The following is a 16,290-nucleotide window of genomic DNA, read 5'->3' as shown; positions in this document are numbered from 1 at the left end:
AACCCGCTATCTTAACTGGCCTGGTGGCTAGCGCATCCATTCTCGATGAAGTTGTTCACTGTCACCAAGGTAATTGAGCAGCCATGAGATAGCCGGGTTCTCGCTTTCTTTATTCCAAGCCAAGCAACACGGGCTTACCGCCGGCTTATGGACCAAGGTCTTCTCAACCAACTCCCCTGCTGCAATACGCGGTAGTGCCATGTGTTCAGGTACCACACTAATCCCCAACCCTGATTTCAGGCACTGCATCGCACTGTGCCAATTCGGTACCATAATCCGCCGTTGGTTATCCATCAACCATGTGACCCTTTTCGGTAGCACGCGGGACGTATCTTCAAGGCAAATAGCCGGGTAATTGGCTAATTCCTCCGCTGGAATAGGATAATCACACTTAGCCAGCGGATGCTCAGGCGATACCACAAACTTCCATTCGAGAACCCCCATGTCACGGTAATCAAACTGACCGATAACAGGAATAGCCGCCGTTGCCCCAATTGCAATATCCGCCCGACCATCGGAAAGTGCATCCCACACCCCATTAAACACTTCCATGGTCAGGTGCAATTCGATATCAGGAAAATGGCGATAGAAATCTCGCACCATGGTGTTTACTCGGCTTTCGCGCACCACGGTATCTAATGCAACCGAGACACTTTGCTGCCATCCATTTGCCACTCGCTGGGTTTGCTGGCGCAACTGTTCCATTTGTTTAAGCAAACCGCGCGCTTCTTCAACAAAATACTCACCGGCTGGTGTTAATTTCACCTGGCGATGCAAGCGAACAAATAATTCGACAGCTAATCGCTCTTCTATTACACGAACTGTGTAACTGATTGCACTTGGTACTTTGTGCAATTCTTCAGCAGCTGCAGAAAAACTGCCCCGCCGAGCGACAACATCAATAACTTGCAGATCATTGTATGAAAACATATCACATCAAATTTTTTGAAAGTATGTGTTAAATTTTACCGTTTCACAGCGATTAAATCCATCTATACACTTGGCGGCATAGCAAAACAGCAAGTAGATAGTATTTATGAATAACCAACCTTCAAAAATCACCATTTTATGGTTTGCATGTTTAAGTATGCTAGGTTTCCTAGCAACAGACATGTACCTACCAGCATTTGAAGTTATCCGTTCAGATTTTGAAACTTCACAATCACTTATCGGACTTACTTTAAGTATTTTCCTATTGGGTATGGCGCTTGGCCAACTTGTCTACGGACCATTATCTGATCGTATTGGCCGTATAAAAGTATTGATGGGTGGTATGACCCTGTTCAGTGTTGCCTCTCTATTGTGTGCTTTCGCACCAAACGTAGAGCTGATGCTGGCAGCCCGCTTTGCACAAGCTCTAGGCGCATGTAGTGCAACTGTCATCTGGCAAGCAGTGGTAATCGACCGTTACGAAGGCAAAGTGTCTGAGCGTGTTTTCGCCACCATCATGCCATTGGTAGCACTATCGCCGGCGCTGGCACCACTAGCAGGTGCAGCACTGGAAAACCATTTTGGCTGGCGTAGTATTTTCATCTCCCTTGTTGCCTTTGGTGCTGTTTTAGCCGTTATGACGCTAAAAGAAACTGAAAGTGCAGATTTGAATAAAAAACAAGAGAAATTAAGCGTACAACTACGTCGCGATTACCGCCAAATCTTAAGTTCAAAAAAATTCGTGGGTAACATGATTATCTTCGCTGCTTGTTCGGCTGCATTCTTTGCATACCTAACAGGTTCACCCTTTGTCATGTCGGCAATGGGTTACACCGGCGCAGATATTGGCATGAGCTTTGTGCCACAAACTATCGCCTTTATTGTTGGCGGCTACGGTTGTCGTATTCTACTGAACAAGTTTGATAGCCAGCAGCTACTACCTTGGATTCTAAAACTGTTCTTTGCCAGCGTGACTATCATGTTCCTGATTTCGCTGAACACTGAACCTAAAACGATTTGGCCGATCCTTGTACCATTCTGTTTCCTAGCGGTTGCAAACGGTGCTATCTACCCAATCATCATCAGCAAAGCGTTAGAAGACTTTAAGAACTGTAGTGCTACGGCAGCTGGCCTGCTTAACTTCCTGCAAACATCTGTATGTTTCGCGGCAAGTGGTCTTGTATCGGCATTTGCACTGTACGGCTTGATGACGGTGACTACCGCAATGTTCATCACTGGCTTCTTGGCACTGGTTGGCTACGCATTCGTTGTGAAAGCACGTAACGAAGCTAACGACGTTGTTGCCCAAGCGGCATAAAGCCCCAAACAATACCGCTTCTTGCGGCAATGATTGAATACTTATTAGGCTACCTTCGGGTAGCCTTTTTTATGAAAATCCAATAGTAACATTGCTTAACTTTTCACCATGAAATTATCTCCCTAACGACATCCGTTACATATCCCACTACCTCACCGCCATATATCAGGCCATTACACGCAAAAACCACCCAAAAACCGAACAAACATTAAACAAAAATGCAACGCGATAGATTTTTTATACATTTTTCTTGCATAAGGTCTCACTACGGGTAATATACCAATCAAGCGGTGATTAATGCAGTAATTAAGCATGAGTATTCAAGTAAAGAGTGTTAATAAATTCTATGGTGATACGCAGGTTCTACACGACGTGGACTTTACCTGCAACGAAGGTGAAACCTTGGTGCTACTTGGCCCAAGCGGTGCCGGTAAAAGCTCTTTACTAAGGGTACTTAACTTACTGGAAACGGCTTCCAGCGGTGAACTGCATATTGCTAACGAATCGTTCGATTTCAGTCAGTCAATCAACGAAAAGCAAGGGCTGCAGCTAAGACGTAAAGTCGGCATGGTTTTCCAGCAATATAACCTATGGCCTCACCTAACCGTGCTTGAAAACCTCATAGAAGCCCCCGTCAAAGTGGCTGGTATGGAAAAAGAAAGCGCGAAACAAGAAGCCATTGCTATTTTGACCAAGCTGCAACTTGCTGACAAAGCTGACGCTTGGCCGCTACAGCTCTCAGGTGGACAGCAACAGCGTGTTGCCATCGCCAGGGCACTAATGATGAAACCGGAAGTACTGCTATTCGATGAACCAACGGCAGCACTCGACCCAGAGATCACGAACCAAGTAGTCAACATCATTAAAGATTTAAGCGAAACCGGCATTACTCAAATTGTGGTGACCCACGAAGTCGATTTCGCCAAGAAAATTGCCAGCCATGTGCTTTACCTTGAACAAGGGCGCATGGTTGAACACGGAACACATGAGGCGTTTACCAACCCTGCAACCCCAGAGTTTGCTGAATACCTCACTCACTAATTAACACTATTTTGAACCACCAGCATCACAATGCTCACGTGATGCTGCACATAACGACGCACGGAGTATCGCGATGAAAAAGATTTTACTAGCTTCAATCATTGGTTTGGCTGCCACTCAAGCAATGGCGCAAGAAGAAATTAAGTTCGCAATGGAAGCGACTTATGCCCCATTTGAATATATTGACGAGAACAACGAAATCCAGGGTTTCGACGTTGATCTTGCCAATGCGCTGTGTGACGTAATGGAAGCAAAATGTACCTTCCACAACCAACCGTTTGATAGCCTAATTCCTGCACTAAAATTCCGTCGTTATGATGCAGCTATCTCAGGTATGGACATTACTGAACAACGTCTGCAAGCCGTTAACTTCACTGATGCTTACTATGACAACTCCGCTGCTTTCGTATCGGTAAAAGACAAAGTAGAAAGCCAAGAAGCACTGGAAGGCAAACGTGTTGGCGTTCAGAACGGTTCTACCCACCAAAGCTACCTGACTGAGCAAATGGACGGTGTTACCGCTGTACCATACGCGAGCTACCAGGATGCTTTCATTGACATGCAAAATGGCCGTATCGACTCTGTGTTCGGTGACACAGCGGTGGTGGCAGAATGGTTCAAGAAGAATGACAACCTTGCCTATGTTGGTGAGCAAGTGACCAACGCCAAGTACTTCGGTAACGGTTTTGGCATTGCGGTTAACAAAGACAACCAAGAGCTAGTCGACAAGCTGAACACTGCCCTAAAAACAGTGAAAGCAAACGGCCAGTACCAAGCAATTTTTGACAAGTACTTCGGTGAGTAAAGAATGGCGTTATCAGGTTATGCTCTGACGCTTATGGAAGCTGGATGGGTCACCATCCAGCTCAGTCTGGTTAGCGTCGTCGTCGGTTTAGTATTGGCAGTTGCCTTTGCCGCTGGTGAGATGTCGCGCTACCGCGTTATTTCATGGCCGACCACTACATTGGTTACCCTGCTTCGCGGCTTGCCTGAGTTGTTAGTGGTGCTGTTTATTTTCTTCGGCTCAACGCACGTGTTGTTCCTGATCACCGGTGACTTTATAGAAGTTAGCCCGTTCCTATCAGGAGTTATTGCCCTCTCGTTGATCTTTGCCTCTTACGCGTCACAAACTATCCGCGGTGCTCTGAAGGCGGTGCCCAATGGGCAACGTGAAGCGGCAAGCGCATTGGGGATCAGCAAGGTTTCTGCGTTTTTTCGAATTGTCATGCCCCAAGCGGTCCGCCACGCCATCCCAGGCTTAACCAACCAATGGCTGGTTTTGCTGAAAGACACAGCGTTGGTTTCACTGATTGGCGTCACCGACTTGCTAAAACAGGCTCAGTTAACCGCAGCTGCCACCCATGAAAGTTTTACTTGGTATGCTTCTGCCGCTGCAATTTACTTGATCATCACCTTGATCACCCAGCGCGCCGTGAAGGTCTTCGAGAAAAAGTATAGCATCCAAGATGCCGGCCATAGTCAAGGAGCAACCGCATGAATGAACAACATGTCTGGCAATTACTCGATGGCCTAATTGTCAGTATCGAGCTGACTCTGGTATCGCTGCTGGTTGGTTGTCTGTTGGCATTGCTGATGACCCTCACGCTGATCTTACGAACGCCGGTATTGCATTGGCTAAGCCGCGGGATCATCACACTGTTTACTGGCACGCCGCTACTGGTTCAGATCTTCTTGATCTATTACGGTCCAGGGCAATTCGAAGCCGTAAGAGAAAGTGTATTGTGGCACTGGTTTAGCCAGCCTTGGTTCTGTGCGATGCTAGCCCTCGCCTTGAATACGGCAGCCTACAGTACTCAGTTATTCAAAGGTGCATTCAACGCGATTCCGTCAGGTCAGTGGCAAGCTTGCCGGGCACTCGGTATGGGTACCAAGCCAACACTTGGAGTATTGCTACCTTATGCTATCAGGCGTGCGATTCCAGCCTATTCAAATGAAGTTATCTTGGTCTTCAAGGGAACGTCACTGGCTAGCACCATCACCATTATGGACATCATGGGGTATGCCCAGCGCATCAACGCCCAAACCTACGATACATTAATGGTATTCAGTGTGGCCGGCGCCTTCTATCTCGCCGTAAACGGTATTTTAACCTTGGTCTTCCGCCAAGTTGAAAAACGCGCATTGGCATTTGAAACCGCCCGCTAGTCACTCGCGACACAGACAACAAGGCCTGCTTAAAAGCAGGCCTTGTTGTCTGTCATCATACCAATTCCATCAATGATCGAATCAAACGATCTTCACGCCGGCTGGCATTACACGTTCAGGTGTTAGCAGCACGCTTTCAGACTCATCATCCGTTTCGGCACAAAGCAGCATACACTCTGAGGTTTCGCCGCGCATTTTTGCTTTGGCAAGATTACACAGTACCACTACCTGCTTACCCATCAGTTCTTCTTCAGTATAGTAAGGAACAAGACTGGTAACGGTCTGTAGTGTTTTCTCGCCCACATCTATCTGAACAATATACAGTTTATCGGCATTTTGGTGGCGAACGACTTCAATAATTTTACCCACGCGGATATCGAGTTTGGCAAAATCGCCGTAAGAAATGGTGTCCATCTTTTTCCTCACATAGTCTGTATTAGTTAAATATTTACTAAAATTTACTGTCAACGATTACACTATCACCAAAGCCACGTTTTTAAAGGGATCTACCTCTCATTACGGCCGAATTAATTGAAAGATGATTGCGCTAATTACACCCGCATAGTTTAATAGCGGCAATATTTTGTAGATGGACACCAAGGGCATATAGGACAAGACATATGGCTACCATTAAAGATGTCGCGAAACTATCAGGGGTCTCTGTTGCCACGGTTTCACGCGTGATAAACAAGTCACCTAAAGCGAGTAAAGCATCGATTGAATCCGTAACGAAAGCGATGCGTGAATTAGGTTACCGTCCTAATGCCAATGCCCGTGCACTCGTTAGCCAATCAACCAATACCGTCGGTGTAGTTGTTGGTGATGTTTCCGACCCGTTTTTTGGTGTCATGCTCAAAGCTGTTGATAAAGTTGCCCGCCAGCATAACAAGCACATGCTGATCGGTAACGGCTTCCACGAGGCAAAAACAGAACGCGAAGCGATTGAATTGCTGATTAACAGCCGCTGTGAGTCGTTGATCATTCACAGCAAAGGACTGAGCAACCAAGAATTGATCGACTTTGCCGACGAAGTACCGGGCATGGTTGTAATCAACCGCTATATCCCGCAAATTGCCAACCGCTGTATCGCACTCGATAACCACAAGGGCTCTTACCTTGCCACCGAGTACTTGATCAAGCATGGTCATACCCGTATCGGTTACATCAGTTCAACTTACGATATCGAAGATACCCAGCAACGTCGGGCCGGTTACATCGACGCACTTGTGGCAAACGGTATCGAGGTGGATGAGAATTTCATTGAATACGGCACCCCGGATGAAGAAGGGGGTGAAAAAGCCATGACCAACTTGCTGTCAAAAAACTTAGATATGACAGCTATCGCGACATATAACGACTACATGGCTGCTGGCTGTTTGTCGATCATGGACGAAAATGGCATTGCTTCCCCTCAAGATGTTTCAGTCATCGGCTTCGATGACGGTATCATTGCCAAATACCTGAGCCCAAAACTGACCACCGTGCGCTACCCGATCAACATCATGGCCGAGCAAGCGGCGCAACTTTCCGTTCAACTTGCCAAGGGTGAGAAAAGCAACGAATACCCACGCATGTTTGTACCGACGCTGGTAAGGCGACGTTCTGTTTTGGCAAAATAATTATATTAATAATCAATGATTAAAATATAATATGTCGATATGAAAGATGTCATATCAATAACCAAGGAAGAAAGACCCCAATGACCGAGTTAAGCCAACAGCTGAACTTCATTCTTGAGCTTGACCGCTTAAAAGCCGTTTACCGCAAAACAACGGTGAAGCCCGATGGCGACCGCCATGAAAACAGTGCCGAGCATAGCTGGCATATTGCGCTGATGGCGCAAGTGCTAAAAGACTATGTTGAAGAAGAAGTCGATATCACTCGGTCAGTTAATATGTTGCTTATCCATGACATCGTTGAAATCGATGCAGGCGACATGTTTGCCTTTGCCGAGCAGACTGACCACGATGCTCAAGAGCAAAAAGAGTTGGCAGCGGCAAACCGCTTATTTGGCTTGCTACCAGAGCAGCAGTTTGAAGCCATGAAGGCGCTATGGATTGAATTTGAGCAAGCGCAAACAGCCGATGCCCGCTTTGCCAAGGGGATGGACCGTATCCTGCCACTGATTCAAAACATGGCCAACGGCGGCGGCAGCTGGGTGAAGCACAATGTCTCAAAGTCCCAGGTGCTCAAGCGTAACGCCTACCTTGAGCAAGTCACGCCAAAACTTTGGGATTACGCCTGCCAGCAAATCGATCTTGCGGTCAAAAATGGCTGGCTAAGAGACGAATAATCGTCCCCGTCTATCTTAGTCTATTCCTAAAATAGTCTAGCCCTAAAATAGGTTGGCGCTTTTTACGTAGCCAGTAGGCATTCCCTACTGGCTTTTCTATTTACGGTCAATGATATGCTATCAGCACGTGCTTATTTTTTGTTGATGCAATAGACCGAGTAAACCACCAGCACCATCCCTACCCCGTGGTACAGAGTGAACACTTCGCCTAGCACCAAAACGGCTGCCACAGCGGTGATCACCGGGCCGATATTGGCCGTCAAACTAAACTGGGTTGGCGATAGTTCAGCCATCGCCGCGGCCATAAAGTATGACGGGATCACGGTACAAAATATCCCAAGCGTAATACCCAGTATCACCAGCGAATAGCTCCACTCACTCAGCTGGGTGTCTGACAGCAATAAATGACATAAAATCGCGATACCCGCACTGCCCATCCCAATACTGGTAAATAGCTGGCTGCCCATTTTGGCTATATAGCCCTTACTTAAGATCAGGTAACACGCAAACACAAGTGCTGATGCAATCGCCAATGCACTGCCGACCCAAACCTTGCTCCCCATTGATGTCACATCGTGGGCAACAATCAGTGCAATACCGCCATAGCCAATTGCCACAGCTTTCACTGTCGCTTGCGTTGGCTTTTGCCCCGACTTCAACCAGGTGATCAACACCACCAAGCTTGGGAATAAGAAAATCAATAAACGCTCAAGTTGCGCCGAAATATAATCTAGCGCCACAATATCGAGAAAGCTTGCTAGGTAGTACCCCAACACTCCCACCAATGCCGCCTGCCAGCCGTATTGCCTTACCTTCCCCCGCGCCTCAGCACTTTTACATAACCAAACCAGCATAACGAGATAGACCGGCAGCGAACTAAATGCCCTGAGCGTCATAATCGAAGTGGCATCACCACCATATTGATAAGCCAGCTTGATTAAGATTGGCTTGAGTGAAAACAGCAATGCGCCAATAAGGGCATACACAATGCCGCGCATGTACCGAGGTGTGTGCCGCTGATCTTCACTGCTACTTTGGCTCCCACCTTGGCTTTCACCATCTATGGGGACGTCTTGTTGAGAGGCCGCTGGTTGAGAGGCATCTAGTTGAGATTGGTGCGAGGTGTTCATTAACTCATATCCCTGTTAATCGATTTTAAATTGGGCTACGAGTAAAACAGTACGACGAACTGGCTACGTTAACTCGCAGCCAGATACAGTGTTACCTACCGGGCTACAGGCATGTTTTCGAGAAGCCAGAGGTAGATAACAGAAATTTGCATGATGCTCTCCTTGAATGGATAAGAAATAAAATATATAACTTTTTGTTAACAGGCAACAATAATATTGGCAATAGCGTCGATTAGTTGAACAGCGATAACTCAACCAAATCGTGCCCCTTCTGCCAATTCAAGACACATGAAATATAAGGATATTCTTAATGAGCATAGATACTTGGCTTGCTTTCGTCGCAGCCTCACTGGTTCTGACTGCCACGCCGGGACCAAGCATTTTTCTTGGTATCGTGCATGCCATCAATTATGGTGAAAAACGGGTTATTTATACCGCCCTTGGCGATATCTGTGCCAACTTCATCCAAATGGTATTAGTGGCTGTGGGCCTTGGCGTCATTATTGCGAGCTCTGAGCTCGCTTTCACTGTTATCAAATGGCTTGGTGCTGTTACCCTGTTCTACATGGGGATCAAAATGATCCTGGGCGCGAACAAACAAATCAGCAATGACTCGTGCCTGCCAGCAGTCTCGAACGGAAAGTTATTTACCTCAGGCTTTTTGGTTGCAGCTGGCAACCCTAAAGCCATTGTCTTTTTCACCGCTTTCTTCCCACAGTTTATTGACCCGGCACAGCCCCTATTTCCACAAATGGCCATCATGTGCCCAACCATGGCGTTGCTGGACTTTACCTTGGTGCTTATTTACGCCTTTTCGGCAAACAAGGTGGTTAAGCTAGGTGGTGCAAAGCTTATCTTGGTCAACAAAATCAGCGGTGGGCTGCTCGTCGGGCTATCCGGAGCACTTGCAACCACCAGCCGATAGTGGCTAAAAGCCAGCGGAAGATATACAAACCCCGTTTACAGGATTAAACTTAACGTTAAGTTTAAGTAATTAAGTTAAAAAAATGGCCGTTAAGAAGAAATTTTTCACCATCGGAGAAGCGGCGGAGCGCTGCGGCGTTGCCACATCTGCACTGCGTTTCTACGAACAACGGGGTTTAATCCACGCCATCCGCACCAGCGGCAACCAACGTCGTTATCAAGCAGCCACACTCCGCGTTATCTCGATAATCAAAGCTGCGCAACAACTTGGCATCACCCTGGATGAAATTCAAACCGCCATCTCATCCCTACCCGACAACCGCTCACCAACCAAGCGTGATTGGGAGCGACTCTCAAAGAAATGGGCCAGTAGCCTAGATCAGAAAATATTAGAACTTCAGCGCCTGCGTGATAATTTAGGCCAATGCATCGGCTGCGGTTGCCTATCGCTCAAGAGCTGCCGCCTGTTTAACCCTGACGATCAAATCTCGTCACATGGTAGCGGGCCTCGCTATTTAATTGAGGGAAGCCCAGAGGTTGAAGACAAAGCCGAGTAAGTAAGTAGATACTCACCAGCCACTTCCCCACTGACCGTGGCTTCTTTCCCCCAAACTTTAACGCGTCAGCATCAGGCGCTTTGGCTAGAAGTCATAGTTTAGGCTGATGGTGCTATAGATTTCGTCATTGCTTTGATCGGAAGCGACTTCGGTATTGTAGATATACTCTAAATCTAACTGTAACGAGACGGCTTGCATCAGTTGGTTTTTCACGTAGCCTTTAACATTGGTTGAAGTGTTGGCCTCACCGTAATCGGTACTCAGCTTGCCGCCCAGTTCAAATCTGTCATTGATTTTCGCCATGCCTTCGACAAACGCGTTGGCAATTATTTCATCTTCTTTCTTTCCGGGAAAATCAGGATCAAAGTCTTGCCGTTGTGAAAAACGGTAACCCGGACCAGCACCTATCGATAGCTTTCTTCGCTCCAGATCAAGCAAGGTGGCACCAAAACCCGTTGCAATGGTCATTTGCTGACGATAAGTCGCGTACTGGTCATGCTCGTACTTGTTGTTGCCATAAACAAACCATTCACCGTTCACTTGGTGCTTCACGCCGTAGGTCAGGTTATATTTATTCGTACCATCCTCCCCTTCCGGGGCATTCGTATAATAAGTGGAAAACTCTCCCCGCTGCTGCCAGTCCTCTTTATCATGAACCACGGTTGCCCCGGTGTTCACCGACAACGAGCTGGTTGTGGTTTGGGTAAATATAAAACCTAGCTTGGTATTGCCCCGCCATGGGCTTTCGCTGAGCTCTTCCTCGGCTGACACCCACGGTGTGGCAAACAACAAACATAACGCAATAGTGGCAGCCAATTCTGATGTCGGCTTAACAATCAATCTTTTCAATGTGTCACTCTGTCGGTATCAGTACACCCAGTAATTTGGGTATAAAACGGTGTATGAATAGCCAACATTTTAAGAAGCATAAAAATGCAATTGTCAGTGTATTGTTAAACAAAGTGATGAATAACTGTTATTAATTCCATAAAAAAAGCCTGTTAGCATTCGCTAACAGGCCTCTTGAATATTAATCACTTAGAATCAGTTAAAAGGTAAACTGATAAATCGTTTGGTGCTGGTACTGCTCACCCGGTTTCAGGATGCTGTCACCCGGCCACTCTGGGTGATTTGGAGCATCAGGCAGAAACTCTGTTTCCAAACAAAAACCTTGGTGTTTCACTTGCTCACCGTGACGAGCTGGCTCGCCTGCCAGGTAGTTACCCGTGTATAGCTGTACCGCTGGCTTGGTTGTTTTCACTTCAAGCTCAACACGGTTATCAGGTGATACCGCACGTACTGCCACGGCTTTACCATCAGTCACCGAGGTGTTTAGCAAGAAGGCATGGTCATAACCTAACGCCAACTTCTGCTCTTCATCAGTTAAGAAATCTTGCTTTAGGGTTTTGATTTCGCGGAAATCGAAGCCTGTCCCTTCAACCGACTTCAACTCGCCCGTCGGGATACCGTTGGCATCCGTCGGAACAAACTGATCAGCGCTAATGCTTAGGCGATGCGCAAGGCAATCTTCACCTGTGGTGTCACCCATCAAGTTGAAGTAAGCATGGTTGGTGAAATTCACCGGACACGCTTTATCGCACTCGGCAACATACTGAATATCCAGTGCATTCGCGTCAGTTAGCTCGAAACGAACTGTCGCTTTTAGCTCACCAGGAAAACCTTGGTCGCCATCAGCAGACACTAAACCAAACACGATAACCGTGTCAGTTTGCTCTTGTACCGTCCAGCGACGCTTGTCAAAGCCGTCTGGCCCGCCATGCAAGGTGTGTTCGCCTTGGTTGGCTTCAACCTTGTGCTCGCCACCGTCGATAACAAAACGGCCATTGGCAATACGGTTGGCATAGCGGCCAACGGTCGCGCCAAAGTAGGCGGTTTGCATCAGATGCTGTGGCATGGTTGCGTAGCTTAGCAATACTTCGCGATCGGTATTGTCTACCGGCAGTGTACAGCTCAGCCAAGTTGCACCGATATCCATGAAAGTTGCTGTCATACCTGATGCATTACGCAAGGTAAACAGCTTTGCCGGGCGACCATCATAGGCCGCCTCTTGCGTCATGGTTTCGTACAACGAAGCAATATGTGTAGGCAACGTCATCGAATCATTCCTTATAACAGGCTATTACGCCAACACTAGCTCGCCAGCACCTGGCATTGCTTTACATACGTAGATGGTCTCTTTCAGACCCGTCTCTGCTTCGTACTTCGCTGCGATTACCGCTTTCACGTCATCAACAAGTGCAGGTGGTACGATAGAAACAACACAGCCGCCAAAGCCACCGCCAGTCATGCGAACGCCGCCCTGATCGCCAATCACTTCTTTCACTGTTTCAACAATGAAGTCGATCTCGCGTACCGTGATTTCGAAGTCGTCACGCATAGATGCGTGAGATTCTGCCATCAGCTCGCCCATGCGCTTCATGTCACCATTGCTTAGGGCAACCGCTGCTTCTTCAGTACGATCGTTTTCAGTGATTACGTGACGTGCACGCTTCGCAACCATTTCGTCAAGCTCAGCAACGCGATCGTTGAATTGCTCAATGGTCACATCACGCAGTGCCTTAACACCGAAGATACGTGCCGCTTCTTCACACTGCTCGCGGCGAGTGTTGTACTCACTGTCTACTAGACCGCGTTTCTTGTTCGAGTTGATGATCACAACTGCCATGTCTTCAGGCATTGAAACCGCTTTGGTTTCCAGTGAGCGACAGTCGATAAGCAGTGCGTGGTTTTCTTCACCTTCAGCCGAGATTAGCTGATCCATGATGCCACAGTTACAGCCGACAAATTCGTTTTCAGCTTGCTGGCCGTTTAGCGCGATTTCCTGCTGAGAAATAGACAGGTTGTACAGTGTCTTGAATGTCTGGCCAATAACCACTTCAAGCGCAGCCGATGAACTTAGGCCAGCACCTTGAGGTACGTTACCGCTCACTGAGATATCAGCACCACCGAACTCGTAACCACGACCGCGTAGGCACTTCACAACACCCTTGATGTAGTTGATCCACATGCAGTCATTGTCGAAAGTGATTTCTTCAGTTAGGTCAAATTCTTTTGTTTCGTTAGCGTAATCAACAGAAACAACACGAACGATGTTGTCATCACGGCGTGCAGCAGCAACGATTGTTTGGTAGTCAATCGCACATGGAAGCACAAAACCGTCATTGTAGTCAGTGTGCTCACCGATAAGGTTTACGCGGCCTGGCGCTTGAACGATGTGTGTTGCTTTGTAGCCAAGTACAGATTCAAATGATGTGTTTACTGCATCGATCAGTGCTTGTGATTTAGGGTTAGTCATTATTCTATTCCTACTAATTACTGCTTATTGTTCACGGAAGTGGATATCGCTTAGTGCGCGTAGTTTGTCTGCTGCCTGCTCTGCAGTCAGGTCACGCTGGCTTTCCGCCAACATTTCGTAGCCCACCATAAACTTACGTACTGTCGCAGAGCGAAGTAGTGGCGGGTAGAACAATGCGTGTAACTGCCAGTGGTCAGTCGAAGTGTCGCCTTCTTTGAAGAATGGCGCATAGTGCCAACCCATTGAGTATGGGAAAGAACACTTGAATAGGTTGTCGTAACGGCTCGTTAGTTTTTTGATTGCCAGTGCAAGATCGTCACGCTGCTCATCCGTCAAATCGTTCATGCGGCGGATATGCGTTTTTGGCATTAGCATGGTCTCAAATGGCCATGCAGCCCAGTAAGGAACAACAGCAATCCAGTGCTCCGTTTCAACCACGGTGCGAGAGCCGTCTTCCATTTCCGCTTTCGCGTAATCAACCAGCAAGTTGGTACCGTTCTCTTGGTAGTACTTACGTAGGTTTTCATCCTTACGAGAAATTTCGTTTGGCAGGAAGCTATTCGCCCAAATCTGACCGTGTGGGTGAGGCTGTGAACAACCCATGGTCGAGCCTTTGTTCTCGAACGCCTGAACCCAAACGTAATCCTGGCCCAGCTCTTCGATTTGCTCGTTCCAAGTATCAATCACACCACGGATAGCAGGTAGCGGAAGCTCTGGTAGCGTTTTGCTGTGATCTGGCGAGAAACAGATCACTCGGCTTAGGCCACGTGCACTTTCACAACGGAACAACGGGTTGTCAGATTCAGGTGCGTCTGGGGTATCAACCGTCAGTGCCGCATGGTCGTTATTGAATACGTAAGTACCTTTATAATCCGGGTTTGCATCACCAGACACACGGGTGTTAGTCGGACAAAGGAAACAACCGCTATCGTACTGAGTATCATCAGCCACTTCAGGTGTTTCATCAGCACCTTGCCAAGGACGCTTGGCACGGTGAGGAGACACAAGAATGTACTGGCCTGTTAGCGGGTTATAACGACGATGCGGGTGGTCAATCGGGTTGAATGTGTTATCAGACATAAAGCTCTCGATTTATCTCGCTCTAGTTAGAGCACTATTGTTTGGGGTTAAACCGGGAAAGTAAGCGGGGTGAGCCTAACTTTCCCAGTTTAAAATTTGTGTTAGTAACCTTTCGGGTTAGCAGACTGCCAACGCCACGTGTCAGCGGCCATCGCCTTCACATCAAACTTGGCTTCCCAGTTCAGTTCTTTGGTTGCTTTTGATGTGTCAGCCCAGCACTCTGCAATGTCACCAGGGCGACGAGGGCAAAGCTTGTAAGCAATGTCATGACCACATGCATCGCTGAATGCATCAACCATTTCCAATACACTGCTACCTTTACCTGTGCCTAGGTTGAAGATGTGCAGACCATCTTTCTTACCTACCGCGTTCAGTGCTGCGATATGGCCATCAGCCAGATCCATTACGTGGATGTAATCGCGCACACCGGTACCGTCAGGGGTTGGGTAGTCATTGCCAAATACGGATAGGAATTCACGGCGGCCTACCGCTACCTGAGCAATGAACGGCATTAGGTTGTTTGGAATGCCTTGCGGGTCTTCACCCATGGTGCCTGATGGGTGTGCGCCTACTGGGTTGAAGTAGCGAAGCAATGTGATGCTCATTTCCGGCGCTGCGTATTGGATATCACGCAGGCATTCTTCAACCATGTACTTACTACGGCCGTAAGGGTTAGTCACGTTACCCGTTGGGGTGTTTTCGTTAATTGGCACTTCTGCAGGATCGCCATAAACAGTAGCAGAAGAACTAAATACAAGGCTGTTAACACCTGCGCTCTTCATCGCATCAACCAACATCAAGGTGCCGTGGACGTTGTTGTCGTAGTATTCAAGTGGCTTCTCTACCGACTCGCCCACCGCTTTAAGACCAGCAAAGTGGATTACAGAATCAATGCTCTGCTCGCTGAAAATCTGATCTAGGATTTCGCGGTCGCGAATATCACCTTGGTAAAACACGGGCGTTTTGCCCGTCAATTGGTTGATACGCTCTAATACCGCTTCTTTACTGTTACACAGGTTATCTAGGATGACTGGCTCAAGACCGGCTTCAATCATTTGCACGCAGGTATGGCTACCGATATACCCCATACCGCCTGTCACTAATACTTTCATGTCTTTCTCCTGAATGCTCGGCCAACAAACCCAGCATCCGTCTATTCATTTGAACTAAACAGTAGCCTGATGGCGATTCTCTAACTGGCAGTGAGTTTAACAATGGATCCGGATGAATTTCCGTGATCGAACGCACACAAGTGTAAACGTTTTCACATTTTTCATAATAACACCGCGTGAAAAATTTGTGACCCAATTATCAAAATCCATGTATTCGAGAGTGTAAAAGCAAGCAGGAAAAACACACAAGCAATTGATTATTATCATAATAAACTCTGAAGTTACAGATTAAACACTTATCAGGACTAATAATTAACCAAATAGAAAGTCGACCAGTGTAAACGATTTACCTAAATTCATATTTACAATGCTTCTAGAGAAAGACATTGCATATTTTAATGAAAGGAATATAACTGGCGAGAT

17 protein-coding genes are annotated in these 16,290 nt (G+C 47.3%); 9 read left to right on the top strand and 8 right to left on the bottom strand.

Translation table 11 applies throughout. The features are described 5' to 3' along the window. Positions 1-27 precede the first annotated feature (27 nt). Positions 28-930, bottom strand: coding sequence for a DNA-binding transcriptional activator PunR (punR, locus tag C9I98_RS05000; RefSeq protein ID WP_107271656.1), 903 nt, complete (start codon positions 928-930; stop codon positions 28-30). 106 nt (positions 931-1,036) lie between these two features. Here punR and punC point away from each other — a divergent pair, with 106 nt between their 5' ends. From punC to artM, 5 genes are all read left to right on the top strand, one after another. Next, entirely contained in the window at positions 1,037-2,248 is a 1,212-nt protein-coding gene (gene punC, locus C9I98_RS04995; RefSeq protein ID WP_036830082.1) for a purine nucleoside transporter PunC, read from the top strand. Positions 2,249-2,560: 312 nt separating this feature from the next. Continuing rightward, positions 2,561-3,289 carry an arginine ABC transporter ATP-binding protein ArtP gene (gene artP / locus C9I98_RS04990; protein ID WP_107271655.1) on the top strand — a complete coding sequence of 243 codons (729 nt, stop codon included), beginning with the start codon at positions 2,561-2,563 and terminating at the stop codon, positions 3,287-3,289. Positions 3,290-3,362: 73 nt separating this feature from the next. Next, positions 3,363-4,094, top strand: coding sequence for an arginine ABC transporter substrate-binding protein (locus C9I98_RS04985; protein WP_107271654.1), 732 nt, complete (start codon positions 3,363-3,365; stop codon positions 4,092-4,094). A gap of 3 nt (positions 4,095-4,097) precedes the next feature. Beyond that, positions 4,098-4,787, top strand: a complete 690-nt coding sequence (gene artQ / locus C9I98_RS04980; protein ID WP_107271653.1) for an arginine ABC transporter permease ArtQ — start codon at positions 4,098-4,100, stop codon at positions 4,785-4,787. After that, positions 4,784-5,455 carry an arginine ABC transporter permease ArtM gene (gene artM / locus C9I98_RS04975; RefSeq protein WP_107271652.1) on the top strand — a complete coding sequence of 224 codons (672 nt, stop codon included), beginning with the start codon at positions 4,784-4,786 and terminating at the stop codon, positions 5,453-5,455. Before artQ ends, artM begins: the two co-directional genes overlap by 4 nt. A gap of 81 nt (positions 5,456-5,536) precedes the next feature. Here artM and C9I98_RS04970 read toward each other — a convergent pair whose 3' ends face one another. Beyond that, on the bottom strand, positions 5,537-5,869 hold the full coding sequence (locus tag C9I98_RS04970; RefSeq protein ID WP_036828611.1) for a tRNA-binding protein: 333 nt from the start codon (positions 5,867-5,869) through the stop codon (positions 5,537-5,539). Positions 5,870-6,075: 206 nt separating this feature from the next. Here C9I98_RS04970 and C9I98_RS04965 point away from each other — a divergent pair, with 206 nt between their 5' ends. Then, a complete protein-coding gene (locus tag C9I98_RS04965; protein ID WP_107271651.1) occupies positions 6,076-7,074 on the top strand; it encodes a substrate-binding domain-containing protein in 999 nt (332 codons plus the stop codon). Positions 7,075-7,154: 80 nt separating this feature from the next. Then, a complete protein-coding gene (locus C9I98_RS04960) occupies positions 7,155-7,748 on the top strand; it encodes an HD domain-containing protein (RefSeq protein ID WP_107271650.1) in 594 nt (197 codons plus the stop codon). Positions 7,749-7,879: 131 nt separating this feature from the next. On the opposite strand, the gene C9I98_RS04955 is transcribed toward C9I98_RS04960, so the two are convergent. Beyond that, on the bottom strand, positions 7,880-8,746 hold the full coding sequence (locus C9I98_RS04955) for a DMT family transporter (protein WP_051902275.1): 867 nt from the start codon (positions 8,744-8,746) through the stop codon (positions 7,880-7,882). Positions 8,747-9,188: 442 nt separating this feature from the next. On the opposite strand from C9I98_RS04955, the gene C9I98_RS04950 reads away from it, so the two are divergent. After that, positions 9,189-9,803: a LysE family translocator gene (locus C9I98_RS04950; RefSeq protein WP_036824099.1), complete on the top strand. Its 615-nt coding sequence runs from the start codon at positions 9,189-9,191 to the stop codon at positions 9,801-9,803. A gap of 82 nt (positions 9,804-9,885) precedes the next feature. After that, positions 9,886-10,359 carry a redox-sensitive transcriptional activator SoxR gene (soxR, locus tag C9I98_RS04945; RefSeq protein ID WP_036827721.1) on the top strand — a complete coding sequence of 158 codons (474 nt, stop codon included), beginning with the start codon at positions 9,886-9,888 and terminating at the stop codon, positions 10,357-10,359. Between the two features lie 84 nt (positions 10,360-10,443). On the opposite strand, the gene C9I98_RS04940 is transcribed toward soxR, so the two are convergent. The 5 genes from C9I98_RS04940 to galE form a co-directional block, all read right to left on the bottom strand. Continuing rightward, on the bottom strand, positions 10,444-11,208 hold the full coding sequence (locus C9I98_RS04940; RefSeq protein WP_107271649.1) for a DUF481 domain-containing protein: 765 nt from the start codon (positions 11,206-11,208) through the stop codon (positions 10,444-10,446). Between the two features lie 199 nt (positions 11,209-11,407). After that, positions 11,408-12,475 carry a galactose-1-epimerase gene (gene galM, locus C9I98_RS04935; protein WP_036823458.1) on the bottom strand — a complete coding sequence of 356 codons (1,068 nt, stop codon included), beginning with the start codon at positions 12,473-12,475 and terminating at the stop codon, positions 11,408-11,410. A 24-nt stretch (positions 12,476-12,499) separates the two neighbouring features. Further along, on the bottom strand, positions 12,500-13,675 hold the full coding sequence (gene galK / locus C9I98_RS04930) for a galactokinase (RefSeq protein ID WP_036823456.1): 1,176 nt from the start codon (positions 13,673-13,675) through the stop codon (positions 12,500-12,502). A 24-nt stretch (positions 13,676-13,699) separates the two neighbouring features. Further along, positions 13,700-14,755 carry a UDP-glucose--hexose-1-phosphate uridylyltransferase gene (locus tag C9I98_RS04925; protein WP_107271648.1) on the bottom strand — a complete coding sequence of 352 codons (1,056 nt, stop codon included), beginning with the start codon at positions 14,753-14,755 and terminating at the stop codon, positions 13,700-13,702. A 101-nt stretch (positions 14,756-14,856) separates the two neighbouring features. Beyond that, a complete protein-coding gene (gene galE / locus C9I98_RS04920) occupies positions 14,857-15,867 on the bottom strand; it encodes a UDP-glucose 4-epimerase GalE (RefSeq protein WP_036825656.1) in 1,011 nt (336 codons plus the stop codon). Positions 15,868-16,290 lie beyond the last annotated feature (423 nt).

The sequence above is a fragment of the Photobacterium sanctipauli genome, assembly GCF_003026495.1.
GTDB lineage: Bacteria > Pseudomonadota > Gammaproteobacteria > Enterobacterales > Vibrionaceae > Photobacterium > Photobacterium sanctipauli.
Note: the sequence above shows the minus strand (reverse complement) of the source record. Positions and strands in the feature narration are given on the sequence as shown.